Annotated in this window: 11 protein-coding genes; 2 read left to right on the top strand and 9 right to left on the bottom strand. The window is 42.0% G+C overall.

Features of this window, described 5'->3' with window-relative positions; all coding sequences use genetic code 11:
• Window positions 1–42: 42 nt before the first annotated feature.
• The 3 genes from SLH46_RS17205 to aat all read right to left on the bottom strand — a co-directional run bounded on the left by SLH46_RS17205 (window position 43) and on the right by aat (window position 3,077).
• Window positions 43–867 (bottom strand): hypothetical protein, encoded by an 825-nt coding sequence (locus tag SLH46_RS17205; protein ID WP_320282446.1) that lies wholly within the window; start codon window positions 865–867, stop codon window positions 43–45.
• A 117-nt stretch (window positions 868–984) separates the two neighbouring features.
• Window positions 985–2,295 (bottom strand): DEAD/DEAH box helicase, encoded by a 1,311-nt coding sequence (locus tag SLH46_RS17200; RefSeq protein WP_320282445.1) that lies wholly within the window; start codon window positions 2,293–2,295, stop codon window positions 985–987.
• A gap of 113 nt (window positions 2,296–2,408) precedes the next feature.
• Window positions 2,409–3,077 carry a leucyl/phenylalanyl-tRNA--protein transferase gene (gene aat / locus SLH46_RS17195; protein ID WP_320282444.1) on the bottom strand — a complete coding sequence of 223 codons (669 nt, stop codon included), beginning with the start codon at window positions 3,075–3,077 and terminating at the stop codon, window positions 2,409–2,411.
• 100 nt (window positions 3,078–3,177) lie between these two features.
• Here aat and SLH46_RS17190 point away from each other — a divergent pair, with 100 nt between their 5' ends.
• Window positions 3,178–4,290 (top strand): DUF4831 family protein, encoded by a 1,113-nt coding sequence (locus SLH46_RS17190; RefSeq protein ID WP_320282443.1) that lies wholly within the window; start codon window positions 3,178–3,180, stop codon window positions 4,288–4,290.
• 269 nt (window positions 4,291–4,559) lie between these two features.
• On the opposite strand, the gene SLH46_RS17185 is transcribed toward SLH46_RS17190, so the two are convergent.
• A complete protein-coding gene (locus tag SLH46_RS17185) occupies window positions 4,560–6,089 on the bottom strand; it encodes a peptide MFS transporter (RefSeq protein ID WP_320282442.1) in 1,530 nt (509 codons plus the stop codon).
• 222 nt (window positions 6,090–6,311) lie between these two features.
• On the opposite strand from SLH46_RS17185, the gene SLH46_RS17180 reads away from it, so the two are divergent.
• Window positions 6,312–7,775 (top strand): aminoacyl-histidine dipeptidase, encoded by a 1,464-nt coding sequence (locus tag SLH46_RS17180; protein WP_320282441.1) that lies wholly within the window; start codon window positions 6,312–6,314, stop codon window positions 7,773–7,775.
• A 54-nt stretch (window positions 7,776–7,829) separates the two neighbouring features.
• Here SLH46_RS17180 and SLH46_RS17175 read toward each other — a convergent pair whose 3' ends face one another.
• The 5 genes from SLH46_RS17175 to SLH46_RS17155 form a co-directional block, all read right to left on the bottom strand.
• Entirely contained in the window at window positions 7,830–8,255 is a 426-nt protein-coding gene (locus tag SLH46_RS17175) for a VOC family protein (protein ID WP_320282440.1), read from the bottom strand.
• A gap of 5 nt (window positions 8,256–8,260) precedes the next feature.
• Window positions 8,261–9,361, bottom strand: coding sequence for an alanine racemase (locus SLH46_RS17170; RefSeq protein WP_320282439.1), 1,101 nt, complete (start codon window positions 9,359–9,361; stop codon window positions 8,261–8,263).
• 6 nt (window positions 9,362–9,367) lie between these two features.
• Window positions 9,368–10,795, bottom strand: a complete 1,428-nt coding sequence (locus SLH46_RS17165) for a nicotinate phosphoribosyltransferase (protein ID WP_320282438.1) — start codon at window positions 10,793–10,795, stop codon at window positions 9,368–9,370.
• A 938-nt stretch (window positions 10,796–11,733) separates the two neighbouring features.
• Window positions 11,734–13,011, bottom strand: a complete 1,278-nt coding sequence (locus SLH46_RS17160; RefSeq protein WP_320282437.1) for an adenylosuccinate synthase — start codon at window positions 13,009–13,011, stop codon at window positions 11,734–11,736.
• A 169-nt stretch (window positions 13,012–13,180) separates the two neighbouring features.
• The gene (locus SLH46_RS17155; RefSeq protein WP_163345150.1) at window positions 13,181–13,624 is read right to left on the bottom strand and encodes a Fur family transcriptional regulator; all 444 of its coding nucleotides are present in this window, start codon (window positions 13,622–13,624) and stop codon (window positions 13,181–13,183) included.
• Between the last annotated feature and the right edge of the window lie 4 nt (window positions 13,625–13,628).

Here is a 13,628-nt window from a genome sequence, read left to right as displayed (position 1 = left end):
CCTGCAGTTACAAAGTCTGCCTGCTTTCCTACCAAAGCTACTTTATTCTTGTTTTTGCCTTCCTTTAAGCAGGGTAACCATGGCACCTGCCGAAGCCAGAACAAAAATGTACTCGGCAATAACGCCTATGTAGAAATAAAACGAATCTTCACCTCCGGTTTTGCCCGAAACTACGTTGTGCAGAACAATACCTACAATAGCAACAGGAAGCGCAATTACTGCTACGGTCAGGAGTCCTTTTATTCTTTTCTGGAGTTTTTCAACTATTGTGGCTTCCGTTTCCGGGGAGAAAAAGGATCGGTTTTTCTTTAGGGTGATACCCAGATAAATCCAAAACGCCAGTGAGAGAAGTATCCCCCAGGGAAAGGCGAAGAAAAACAGTACAATAACACCGAGGCCAATCAATAATCCATTTAATAGTTTTTTATCCTGTGCTGTCTGGATTTGTTGAGATGCAGGTTTCGCAGCAACAGCGATAAAAGTTAGTAGTGCGGCAGTCAGATCGCAAAAGATACTTGCGAGCATTAAAAAGGAAACGTAAAGAATATCTTTATGCTCAAGAAATGCAAAAGCGCCATCGGTATCGATTAATCCTAACGTTAACAGAAGAACTCCGATAAGGATATATGTACCTCCCCGTACATCGGTGTTATTTCTTATTTTTCTGATAATGTGCACATAGCCAAATAAAAGGGACAGGCGCAGTACAATGGCCAGTGCTATTCCAATTAAAGCTCTTGTATTGTTTGTGTTTGGTAGTGTTTTGGTATACGCTCCGGGAAGTACTGTTAGCAGAATTAATATGGAAATCAATAATATACCGGAAGCAAGAATCAATAACCGGGTATGTTTTTGTTTTGTTTTCATGGTACTTTGTTTAATCCATAGCTGCTGCCTGGCTGTACCATTATTTACAAAAGAATGCTTAAAAAGGTTACGCGGGTACTTCTGCGGAAATCGCTTCGAATAGGATTCCTAACTCTGTTAAATAAGCGAAATGCGAACTTTTTTGTTTTTTAATTTTGTGTTGCTGACTTCCGCTATTACTGCCTCAACTTTATCCGATCGGACAGCAACAAATGCGCAGTCGTGTTTTAATTCGATAACACCCAACTCGTCCTTACCAAGTTTGCCCTGTTTAAAAAATAACCCGGCAATGTCGCCTTTCGAAATTTTATCTTTCCGTCCACCCGATACAAAAAGTGTATCCCAACCTGATGTAGTAGGCAGCGGAGCGTCTGTCAGTTCTTCAACTTCGGTAGGTTGAATAAATTCAGGATAATCTTCGCCTTCCCATTTCAGAATATAGGCAGTTCCTTCGCTGTGCATACGAGCTGTTCGCCCGTTGCGGTGTGTAAATTCCTGAAAACGTAGGGGAAGATGATAGTGCAGAATAAATTTTAACTCCGGAATATCTAATCCACGTGCTGCCAGATCGGTTGCTACAATCAGCCGGTATGTACCGTTTCTGAATTTAATCAGTACCCGTTCGCGGTCGGTTTGTTCCATGCCACCGTAAAAAGTACCGTGGCTGATACTGTTTTCAGTAAGATATGCACTTACCCTGTCAATCGATTCTTTAAAATTGCAAAAGATAATTCCGGGTTGGTTCCCCAAATGGCGCAACGCTTTTACCAGCGTTTCCAGTTTATCTTTCTCGGGCGAAACAATTGTTTTTATCTCCAGCTCAGGAATCTCATCTTTCAGGAAATTAACGCTAAGCGGGTTTTTAAAGGCCAGAAATTCGGGGATGCGCACACGATGAGTTGCCGATGTAAGAACCTTTTTCTCCACTTCGGGAAGGAATGAAACGATGTCTTGCATGTCTTTTTCAAAACCAACTTCCAGCGATTTGTCAAACTCATCAAGAACCAGTGTTTTTATTTTGTGCGTGTAAAAAGTTTCGCGTCGCATGTGGTCGGCAATTCTACCGGGCGTACCAATTAAAATGGCCGGTGGCCGGTTTAAATCAATACGGTCTTTGCTGAAATTTCGTCCTCCATAAAAAGCATTGCATTTGTAACCTGTACCCATGTCGCGGGTAACCTGCTCAATTTGTATGGCCAGTTCGCGCGAAGGAACCAAAATAAGCACCTGCACAAATTCGCAATCCGGATCGAGTTCGGCAACAATGGGCAACATAAATGCCAGCGTTTTTCCTGTTCCGGTTGGCGAAAGTAAAATGGTGTTATCGGCTTTATGAATGGCATATTTCGCTTCCTCCTGCATTGGATTCAGCTTCTCAATATTTAATTTACTGAGAATATTTTTCTGGTTCTTCTTTTTTCCTGACATGGCGCAAAGGTAAGTTTAATTCGTTGAGTTTGACGGAATAGTAACTTAAGGGCATATAATTTAACTGCAACTCTGAAAAATGTCCTTGCGAAAATCTAAAAAAATCCGCGTCATCAGCGTTCCATTTCTATTGTCCATTTTCCCTGCAAGGTATCTTGTTGCAAGGCTTTTTCCAGCATTTCCAAAAAGTCTTTTCGCGGAATAGGTTTGGCACCCAAACTGGCCAGATGATCGGTTGGTTGCTGCGCATCAATAAAGGCAAAGTTATTTTTCAGTGCAAACTGAACTAAGTGGTAAAAGGCGAATTTGCTGGCATCGGTTTTGGTAAAAAACATCGACTCGCCAAAAAAACAATTCCCCAGCGAAATGCCATACAATCCGCCAACCAGCTCTCCTTCAAAATAGGTTTCGAACGAGTGGGCATATCCCAGTTTGTGCAATTGCACATAGCCGTCGATGATTCCGTCTGTGATCCATGTTTCATCTTCGTGGCTGCGTTTGGTTTTACTGCACGCAGTAATCACTTCGCGGAAAGCAGTATCAATACGTAATTCAAAAATCCCCTTGTTGATTACCTGCTTCAGACTTTTCTTCAATTTAAATTCGTTGGGGAGTAAAACCATCCGCGGGTTGGGCGACCACCATAAAACAGGCTCACCTTCGCAAAACCACGGGAAAATTCCCTGGCAATAGGCCGACAGTAAAAACTCGGGAGTAAGCTCACCTCCTTGCGCAAGTAATCCATCGTCGTCGGCCTGGTTCGGATCGGGAAATTGTATCATGTTTGCAAATATAACAAGTATCGCAGGCTCGAGTCAAAAATCAATTTATAACACAAAATAATTTTAATACTTTTGGGTTTTACAACAAACAATTTGAACAATGAGGTATTTAGCTTTGATAATTGCTGTACTGTTGGTAACTCCGACGTTCGGACAGCGCAAGAAAAAAGAAGAAGGCAGTGAGTTTACGCCAACTTATGTAGAGGGAATTCCATATTCGTTGCCTCGCACCGGAATTAAAATTCATGTAAAAGCCGTTTGCGAGAAATTCGAACCGGGGCCATATGCATCTTATGCCGAGCAACTTTTGGGAATAAAAGACGCCAAAACGCGTGCTTCCAATACCTGGACGATTACCGATGTGCAGATGGAAACTTTTGCAGAACCCGATCCGGAACAGGTGCATAAAGCCTGGGGCGAAGTGGCTGCCTTATTAAATCTTACACCAAACGGGTGTCTGGCCGGAATAAATGCGGGAGATCTGGTCTTGCCGGCATTCTCGCAGGTTGCCTCCAACAGCAGCGCGCAGCAACCGGATTTTGAAGACGGTTTTTCATTTGACTTTTTCACCGATCGCCCAAGTTATTATCCGGGCGACTCAACAAATAATTTCCGACCAACAAAAGTTAGTGTGGAGCAAAAGGCTGCCGAGGCGGCACAACGTATTCTTGATTGCCGGATGAACCAGTACGATATGGCCGCGCTGATGATGGATGGCGAACATCCCGATGGAAAAGCTTACGAGGTGAGCATGAAAGAGCTGAAAAAGATCGAGAAGGATTATATCCAACTGTTTGTTGGGCGAACTACCCACAAAAAGCAAAGTTACAGTACCGATTATGTGCCGGGATCGACAGTTAAAAGCGGGCAGGTGGTTTTCCGTATTTCGGACGAAAACGGAATTGTTCCTGCAACAGATCTTTCGGGTAAACCGGTAATGATGGAGTTTGAACGCGTAGAAGAGTTGAATCAGAAACTTGCTGCACAAACGTCGTCAGAAAATCCCGATGCAGGAATTTCTGGTATTTATTTTCGTTTGCCGGGAGTGGCTACCGTTCGTTTAATATACGAAATGAACGAGTTGGCATCGGCACGCCTCAGCATTGCACAGTTTGGTGTGGTTGCACCTTTTCCTGAAGACTTCTTGGGAGGTTCGTACGCTGTAGAATTACATCCTGAAACAGGAGCAATTAAGTCAGTCAAACAAAAGTAGAAAAGCAAAATATACAAATGAAAGCCCGGTTTTAAGCCGGGCTTTTTTTGTGGAAATCGCTTACTAATAGTATAAAGAAAGTTCACCCGGAGAACGCAATGTTGTTCGCGATGCCTACCAATCAGCTTATATCGGTTGTTCTAATCTTTGCGCTGCTTTTTTGCTTTGCGTGAAGCTTCTTTTTTGCATCTCTGAACCCGTTTTTAGGGCAAAAAAATACCCGACTTAAAAAGCCGGGTACTTCCTATATTTTCTCAAGTAGTTGTTTCTTATTTAATTCCGTGCATCAATCGTTTTAAGGTAGGTGCAAGAACAATAATAATAACGGCAAAAATAGCCGACTGAATCGCAATTAACCAGAAAACCTGAATTTCTCTTCCCAATGCATTTTCAAGGTGTAAAGAAATGGCTTTCATTTGCGAGGCTACAAAGTTACCAACCGCAGTCGTTCCAAACCAGATTCCCATCATGGTTGAAACCAGTTTTGGAGGTGATAATTTAGTAATCATCGACAGACCAATCGGTGACAGACAAAGTTCGCCAAAAGTATGCAATAGATAAACCATAATCAACCATAACGGGCTAACCAAGCGAAGTGAATCACCACCTGTTGATCTGCTGTATGCAATGGCCATAACCACAAAACCTAATGAAAGCAATACCATCGCCCATCCAAACTTCATCGGAGTGTTTGGATTCAGTTTCATTTTATCCAGCTTTACCCATAAAATACTGAATATTGGTGCAGATACTACAATCCAGAAAGCGTTGATACTCTGGAACCATGTAGCCGGGATTTCCCAGGTACCAATCATTCGTTGAGTATTGTCGCGGGCAAAAACGTTGAAGGTTGTTCCGGCTTGTTCGAAACCACTCCAGAACAGGATATTAAAGATGCACAATACGATGATTACGGTAACACGATTCCATTCAGTTTTACCACTGGTGCCGCGGAAAATAGTAGTTCCCAGAATAAGCACACCACCGATAGAGGCGATCCAGATAATAGCAGTACTAACTTTTGCAGGCATTGCTCCCCATCCTAATATCACGGCAAAAGTAAGTCCCACAATAGCAATAACATAAAGCAATATGCTAAACCAGTCTGTAATTGCCAGGCGTACCCTTTCTGCTTTAACTTTTGGAGGCATACCAACTTGTCCCAGTGTGTGGCTACGCACAAAGAACCAAACGGTTCCGAGCACCATACCTACACCAGCTGCCATAAATCCGTATTGCCACGCTACTTGTTCTCCAAGTTTCCCGGCAACAAGTGGCGAAAGGAATGCACCAATATTGATACCCATATAGAAGATGGTGAAACCACCGTCTTTCCGTGGGTCGCTATTGTCGTACAATTCGCCCACCATGGTAGAAATGTTGGGTTTAAAGAATCCGTTTCCTAAGATTAGAATTCCCAATCCGGCATAAAAAATGGTTTGGCGAAGTTCCATGCTGGCGTCGGTTCCATGCATCCATGCACTGGCTGCCAAAAGGAACTGCCCCATGGCCATTGTTAAACCACCTATGTAAATCGATTTTCGCTGTCCCAGAATTTTGTCGGCCAGCATTCCACCGAAAATCGGAGTAATGTATACCAATCCTGTGAAAATACCATAAATGGTAAAGGCATCGAGTTCTGCCATTTCAAATCCGCCCGAAGCAAAAGTTGCTGTAAGGAACAGAACCAGCAAGGCTCGCATTCCATAGTAACTAAAGCGTTCCCACATCTCACTGGCAAAAAGTGTTGAAAGCCCTATCGGGTGTCCAAAAAAGGCTTTGTCTGCATCTCTACTCATAATAATTATAGATTTTTTATTTCTTTCTAAAGCTCGCTAAAATATCAATTATCTTCAAAGAATTCCGTGAAACATATCAGCTTTTCTATTCTTCTGCCTAATTTTATCCTCTTTTAAAAACTTTTAGGCCGAAAATGCACAAAATGTTTTTTCAATTGTTGCTTACTTTGTTTGGTTAAAATTACACAAGGAAATTTAAAAAAGAATATAAAATATATTATTATGAGTAAAGAGATAGCAAATCTGGAACCCCGGATTTTGTGGGAAATTTTCTCGGAAATGACACAAATTCCACGTCCGTCGAATCATGAAGAACAAATTCAGAATTGGGCTGTAAGTTTTGGTGAAAAACTGGGGCTCGAAACCTCTAAAGATGAGGCCGGAAATGTGATCATTAAAAAGCCGGCAACTCCCGGCATGGAAAATCGCAAAACCGTTGTATTGCAGGGCCACCTCGATATGGTACCACAAAAAAACAGCGATAAAGTACACGATTTTCAAAACGATCCGATTGAAACGCTTATCGATGGCGAGTGGGTTACAGCAAACGGAACAACACTGGGGGCAGATAACGGTATTGGTTCGTCGGCCGCTATGGCTGTTTTGGCTTCTACCAATTTAAAGCACGGACCAATTGAAGTCTTGCTTACCGCAACAGAGGAAACCGGAATGGATGGAGCAAACGGATTAAAAGCCGGAGTTCTTGATGCCGAAATTCTGATCAATACCGACTCGGAAGATGAAGGTGAATTGTATGTTGGTTGCGCCGGTGGAGAAGATGCAAATATATCTTTCAATTATACCACAGAAGAGGTGCCGGTTGGTTTTGTAGCCTTGCAATTAAGTGTAACCGGATTAAAAGGTGGTCACTCGGGAATGGATATCATTTTGGGTCGTGGAAACTCGATAAAAACATTTTTCCGCATTATTAATGCCGCAGAAGAATTGGGTGTGCGTTTGGCCAGTATCGACGGTGGAAGTTTAAGAAATGCTATTCCGCGCGAAGCTTTTGGTGTGGTTGTGGTTGAAGAGGCAAAAGTTGCCGATTTTATTGCGTTGGTTGATGAGATCGCCGATGCCGTAAAGGCAGAACTTGCCGCTACCGAACCTGACCTGGATATTGCAGTTGAAGAAACAGAATTACCCGAAAGCTTGATTGATGTTGCCACTCAGAAAAACGTAACAAAAGCGGTTGTTGCGTGCCCGAATGGTGTAATAAGAATGAGCGACAGCATGAAAGGTTTGGTTGAAACGTCTACCAACCTGGCCATTTTAAAATCGGATGCAGCAAGCAAAACCATAAACGGTGGTTGTTTGATGCGCAGCTCGGTTGATACCGCAAAAACAGAATTGGGAACACGTTTAAAAGCTGTTTTTGAACTGGCCGGTGCCGAGGTAACTTTAAGCGGTGCTTATCCGGGATGGAAGCCAAACATGGATTCACCGATTTTAAAAACGATGCAAAACGTGTATAACGACAAATGGGGAAAAGTGCCAAAAATTATGGGAATTCACGCCGGTTTAGAGTGTGGTATTCTGGCGCAAAACTATCCGCACTGGGATATGATTTCGTTTGGCCCGACCATTCGTTTCCCGCACTCGCCGGATGAAAAAGTAAATATTGAAACGGTTAAAAAGTTCTGGGAGTTTTTGGTGGCAACACTGGAAGTTATTCCTGAAGAATAGGATCGTAAATAACGATAGAAAAGAATGTCATCACAAGTTTGTGGTGACATTTTTTTATTCCATAATGAGGCTTCCCTGTTCGTCGAATTTCCAGAATGGTGCCCAGGCTATTTCCCAGGAATGTCCGTCTGGATCGGCAAAGTAAGCGTCGTAACCACCCCAAAAAGTATCACGCGGTTTAACCAGCGAACTGCCTCCGTTTTCAATTACAGTTTTGTACAATTCCGTAACGGCTTCTTTCGTGTCGAGATTAATGGCCAAGGTTACTCCCGAAAAACCATTTCGTACTGCACTTAGCTCTGCATCCTCAGCAAGCTTGTTGATGGGGTAGAGGCCCAGAATGATTCCTCCGTGGTTAAAGAAAACAATGTTGTCGTCGCTGTCTTTTGTTGGTCCCCACCCAAGTGCTTCCTTGTAGAATTGTTTCGACTTGTTAAGGTCGTTTACTCCAAGTGTAATAATGTTTAAACGTGGCTTCATCCTTATTAATATTTTGGCATCATTTCAATAAATTCACCTTCGGAAGTAATCATGTGGCCGAGGATGTTAGCGGTAAGGCACGAATGTACCGGAATAATTTCCACCAGGTCGCCAACATTTATCAGTTTAAAATTAGCCGGTGTAACTTTTATTATTCCGTGCTCCTGCGAAAGACGTGTCAGGTAGTTTTTGGTGTCGAGCAGTACTTTTTCACCGTCGTGATTAATGATAACACGGCCGTATAATTCTTTGCCATCGGTGTTTTGCAAGGTATCTTTCGACAAGTGAACAGCACCACCGTAAATTACAATTTCGTTTCGCGAAACATGTTTGGCCACAACCGGGCACACAACTTTTACGGCAATGTCGCTGATTTCGCACACCCCGAGTTTATGCTGCGTGAGGTCGTAAAAGACAAAATTTCCCGGACGAAGTTCATCTACTCCGTCAAAATTACCGCAAATACTAGCCGAAGGAGTATCGCCCATACTCAACTCCATTCCCGGATAATTTTTCTGATACCTGTTTCTGAGCTGCTTCAATTTAAGCAGAGCATCAAAATGACTGCTAAAAATTTCATTGGTTGACCGGGCAGTGTAAGTGTGTCCCGTATGGGTAAGAAAACCTTTAAAAGTAAGCTTGCTGTTTTTGCTCAGAATATCGAGAATAGAATCGATGCGTCCGGTTCTTCCTGCCGGAATTCCGGTTCGGTTGTAGCCGGTGTCGATTTTTAGAAATACTCCTATTTTTTTTGAAGCTTTTAAGGCCAGCACTTCAGCGGCCTCTCTGTTTTCTACCAGAACATTTAATTTAATCGAATCTGCCAACCGGTTTATCCGGCTTATCTCCAGGATGTTCAGCGGAAAAGCCAGTGTGATGTCACTCCACCCGTTCGATGCAAAATACTCGGCCATTGATACCGATGAAACAGTTATCTGACTGATGCCAAATTGTTTAAACCACTCGCCGACCTTTGCTGCCTGATGCGTTTTGAAGTGTGGCCGCAGCCGAAGTTTGTGCTTCTCTGCTTTTTTGGCCATCCGCTCAATGTTTTGCAGGCAAATTTCTTTGTCGATAATAAGTGTTGGTCGTGTAATTTCTGTCATAAAAAACTAATGTAACGTTCTTAACTTTTTCGTTAGAGCATTGCGGGTGGTCATTAACTCGTTTGAGATGCCTACTTTATACAAGTGAGGACTGATAAAACGTTTGTGTTCGTCGGGTAATAAAAGTGCCCGACTTTCAAGGTATGCGTGTATTTCGAGTGGATTTTTATGTTGTAATAAAACGGTTCCCTGTTCAACCACTTTTTCGTGCAGGAGTTCCGATTTTAATTTTGAGACCTCGGTATTTTTTTCCGGGTAAATCCGGTGATAAATGGTATCAACTTCGTCCGTTTTTTCGTGTTGAAGTAAAATTCCATCGCGGTAAAATTTACCTTCTTCGTCGAAGTAGCGCACCAACTGTTTTTTCCCGGGAAGGGTAATCTTTTCGATATTTTCGGAGAATTTCATTTTTGCTTCTCCGTCTATTTCTGTTAGTTTATAAACACCATCCAGGGCCGCATCATTTTTTCCAGTTATCAACTCTGTTCCTATTCCAAAACCATCGATGGCAGCATTCTGGTCGAGCAACAAAGTTTTAATAACGTATTCATTTAACTGGTTTGATGCAAGAATCTGCACATCAACCAGACCGGCTTCATCCAGCATTTTTCGGGCCTTTTTACTCAGGTAGGCCAGGTCGCCACTATCCAAACGTATGGCCTTTAGTTTTTTTCCAGTGGCCGCCATCTCATTACCGATAGTTATCGCATTGGGTACACCCGATTTTAGCGTGTTGTACGTGTCGACAAGTAAAATTGTATTGTCTGGATTGGTTTCTGCAAACGCTCTGAAAGCTTCCAGCTCCGAATCGAAACTTTGTACCCAGCTGTGTGCCATGGTTCCACTAACAGGAATATCGTAGATTTTCCCGGCCAAAGTGTTCGATGTGGATGAAGCTCCACCGATACAAGCTGCCCGACTGGCGTGAATAGCACCAAAATCCTGGGCACGTCGCAGACCAAAATCGGCAAATAACTTTTGCCCCGAAATATGTTTGATGCGGAAAGCCTTTGTGGCAATCAACGATTCGAAATTTATGATATTCAGTAAAATACTTTCCAGCAACTGACATTCGATAATATTTCCTTCAACCGACAGCAGCGGTTCGTTCGGAAAAACTATTTCGCCCTCTTTTACACTGTAAATGTCTCCTGAAAATTTGAAATCGCGCAGGTATTCCAAAAACTCATCTCTGAAACCGTTTGCTTTTAGGAATTCCAAATCCGAATCGGAATAAGTAAAATCCTGCAGTGCATCGATAAAATCCTGTAAACCGGCAAAAACGGTAAATCCACCCTGGTAAGGATTGGTTCTGAAATAATAATCGAAGGAAGTTTGCTGGTCTTTTTTTTGGCAATAGAAATACCCCTGAGCCATGGTCAGCTCATACAAATCGGTATATAGTCCTAATGTTTCTTTAAATATTGATCCCATTTTGCCCCAACTGAGATGCTTAAAGATAATTAAGAATTATTACTATTTAGAAGAACTATTAATAATTTAACTGAACCTTTATGTTCATAACATTGGATGCAGAAACGTAAATCTGTCTGTTTTTGATACTTAATCTGAACGAATGATTGTAGAACTATTTGGTAATTTTTTTGAAAAAGAGGGTGGATTAGTAAATCCAAAAATTCAGGATTAATGTGATGAACAATGCGAATGAACGTTTTCTTCATCCCCTTTTGTTCCCCTTCAAAGGGGAATCCTAATAAAACCAGTGTGGAGGCTTTGGATTAATCTTTCTTTTAATGACGATAGAAGCCGGAGAACAAAAAGGAAGGATCGGTTAAAGTGGCATTCGTAAAGTCCAGTGGTTTATCTTATTTGATTAATACCAATTCTTTTATACTTTCTGCCTGCCGGCGGCCTTCATTTTTGTCTTAACACAAAAACGAAGCAAAAAGGTCAAGACTGCTTTTGATCCTCACCCTTCGTTTTTGTAAAACCTAAATTCGGACGGCTGATCTCCTCGATTCCTCGGAGCTTCCCGCTCTCATTAACGTTTTACTTCAACTCCGGGCAACGACCAAAAGAGGTCCTCCTCTAATACTCACCCACATCGGATACTGGCCTCTTCCGGTGAGCCGGAAAACAAGCTTTTCCGTACGAAGTGGGCGCAGCCTTGGTTCGGAAATTCCTTCCTCATGTCTACTTATTGTCTCAAGACAAAAAGTAAAATCCGCTCTACAGGGCAAAAGCAAGTTTCTTTTGCATGGTGGCTTTATTCGTTTTTAAAATTTATATTATCTGACTTTTTAGTTAGCCCATCTAAAGTTTCAAGTAATCCGGTACGAACCAATCTTTTGTACAAACAAAAAACGCTGCTCAAATAAATGAACAGCGTTTTCAATCAAAAATATCTTTGTTTATTCTTTTTCGAGCATAATTGTTTGTTCCCTGTTCGGGCCAACTGATGCAAGCGAAATAGGAATGCCCATTTCGTCTTCAATAAAATTAATGTAGTTGTTCAATTCCTCAGGGAATTCGTTCTGATCTTTAATTTTTGTAAGATCAGTTTTCCAGCCCGGAAGTTCAACATAAACCGGTTTTACCTGGTCGTCCAATTCGAAAGGGAAATGTTCAACAACTTCGCCGTCAATTTCGTACCCCACACAAACTTTAATGGTGTCGAAATCATCCAGCACGTCGGCTTTCATCATAATCAGTTCGGTAACGCCATTTAGCATACAAGTGTATTTTAAAGCTACCAAATCGAGCCAGCCACAACGACGCGGACGCCCGGTAGTTGATCCGAACTCGTTACCTGCAGTACGCAGTTTTTCGCCTGTTTCATCGAAAAGCTCGGTAGGGAACGGCCCCATTCCAACGCGTGTACAGTAAGCTTTAAAAATTCCGAAAACTTTACCAATTGCATTTGGCGCAAGGCCTAATCCGGTACAAGCTCCGGCACAAATAGTATTCGAGCTGGTTACAAAAGGATACGACCCAAAATCAATGTCGAGCAGTGTACCCTGGGCACCTTCCGCCAACACTGATTTGCCTTCTTTAAGGGCATCGTTAATCATGTGCTCGCTGTCAACCAGGTTGAACGATTTCAGCACTTCAACACCTTCGAACCATTCTTTTTCACACTCGTTAAGCATCGTTTCGTAGTCGTACTTAAAGAACTCGCTCAACATTATTTTGTGGTTGTTGATTCGCGCGGTGTATTTTTCTTCAAAACCGTGAATAAGGTCGCCGACACGCAAACCATCGCGGCCAATTTTATCTTTGTAAGTTGGTCCGATTCCTTTTAAAGTTGAACCAATTTTTGTGTCACCTTTTTTCTGCTCCGACGCAGCATCAAGAATTTTGTGGGTTGGCAAAATCATGTGTGCTTTTTTCGAGATATACAGGTTTTTCGAAATGTCGACACCAATTTTACTCAACGACTCAATTTCCTTTTTGAAAACGATTGGATCGATAACAACACCGTTACCAATTACATTCACCTTGTTTTCGCGGAAAATTCCTGAAGGGATGGTATGCAAAACATGTTTGATATTGTTGAATTCAAGGGTGTGACCAGCGTTTGGTCCTCCCTGAAAACGAGCTATAACATCGTATTCCGGGGTAAATACGTCAACAATTTTACCTTTTCCCTCGTCGCCCCATTGCAGGCCCAACAATACATCTACCTTCATTTTGAATTTTGATTTTATTTTACATGCAAAACCGCGAAAACTTAATCACTCCAGATTAACCTTTCACGGCTTTCAAATTAAGCAGTTAAAAGTACTAAATATTTTATGCTCTGCAATAAAAATACAAGTACCCTGCATTTAATTTATAATCTATTAAGAATTAACAGCTTTATTCTTTTTTTGTGCTTTCGCCGTAAATATAAAGCGTGTGGTGCGACAGTTTGAAATCGTTTTTGATACAGGCGTCTTCAATAATTTCCCGAATTCGCGGGTCGTAAAATTCAACAACTGTTCCGTTACTTGTATCGATCAGATGATCGTGTTGAAGTGTGGCAAATGCCTTTTCAAACTGAGCAATGTTTTTACCAAACTGGTGTTTTACAACCAATTTGCAGTCGAGCAACAGATCGATTGTATTGTATAAAGTAGCGCGGCTTACACGGTAGTTATTGTTCTTCATTGAGATGTATAACGACTCGATATCAAAATGCCCTTCGCGACAATAAATCTCGTCAAGAATTGCAAATCTTTCAGGTGTTTTCCGGTGACCGTTCTTTTCAAGGTACTCGGTAAACATGTTGCGCACAGTTTCTCTGGTCTTCTGGTTATTCATAATT

The sequence above is a fragment of the Draconibacterium sp. IB214405 genome, assembly GCF_033963885.1.
Classification (GTDB): domain Bacteria; phylum Bacteroidota; class Bacteroidia; order Bacteroidales; family Prolixibacteraceae; genus Draconibacterium.
This window is presented reverse-complemented; position numbering and strand designations above follow the sequence as displayed.

Bases quoted from the DNA above. Each gene is read 5' to 3' on its own strand.
- SLH46_RS17165 (WP_320282438.1), bottom strand. From the start codon at position 10,795: ATGGGATCAATATTTAAAGAAACATTAGGACTATATACCGATTTGTAT.
- SLH46_RS17155 (WP_163345150.1), bottom strand. From the start codon at position 13,624: ATGAATAACCAGAAGACCAGAGAAACTGTGCGCAACATGTTTACCGAG.
- aat (WP_320282444.1), bottom strand. From the start codon at position 3,077: ATGATACAATTTCCCGATCCGAACCAGGCCGACGACGATGGATTACTT.
- SLH46_RS17205 (WP_320282446.1), bottom strand. From the start codon at position 867: ATGAAAACAAAACAAAAACATACCCGGTTATTGATTCTTGCTTCCGGT.
- SLH46_RS17175 (WP_320282440.1), bottom strand. From the start codon at position 8,255: ATGAAGCCACGTTTAAACATTATTACACTTGGAGTAAACGACCTTAAC.
- SLH46_RS17190 (WP_320282443.1), top strand. From the start codon at position 3,178: ATGAGGTATTTAGCTTTGATAATTGCTGTACTGTTGGTAACTCCGACG.
- SLH46_RS17185 (WP_320282442.1), bottom strand. From the start codon at position 6,089: ATGAGTAGAGATGCAGACAAAGCCTTTTTTGGACACCCGATAGGGCTT.
- SLH46_RS17180 (WP_320282441.1), top strand. From the start codon at position 6,312: ATGAGTAAAGAGATAGCAAATCTGGAACCCCGGATTTTGTGGGAAATT.
- SLH46_RS17170 (WP_320282439.1), bottom strand. From the start codon at position 9,361: ATGACAGAAATTACACGACCAACACTTATTATCGACAAAGAAATTTGC.
- SLH46_RS17160 (WP_320282437.1), bottom strand. From the start codon at position 13,011: ATGAAGGTAGATGTATTGTTGGGCCTGCAATGGGGCGACGAGGGAAAA.
- SLH46_RS17200 (WP_320282445.1), bottom strand. From the start codon at position 2,295: ATGTCAGGAAAAAAGAAGAACCAGAAAAATATTCTCAGTAAATTAAAT.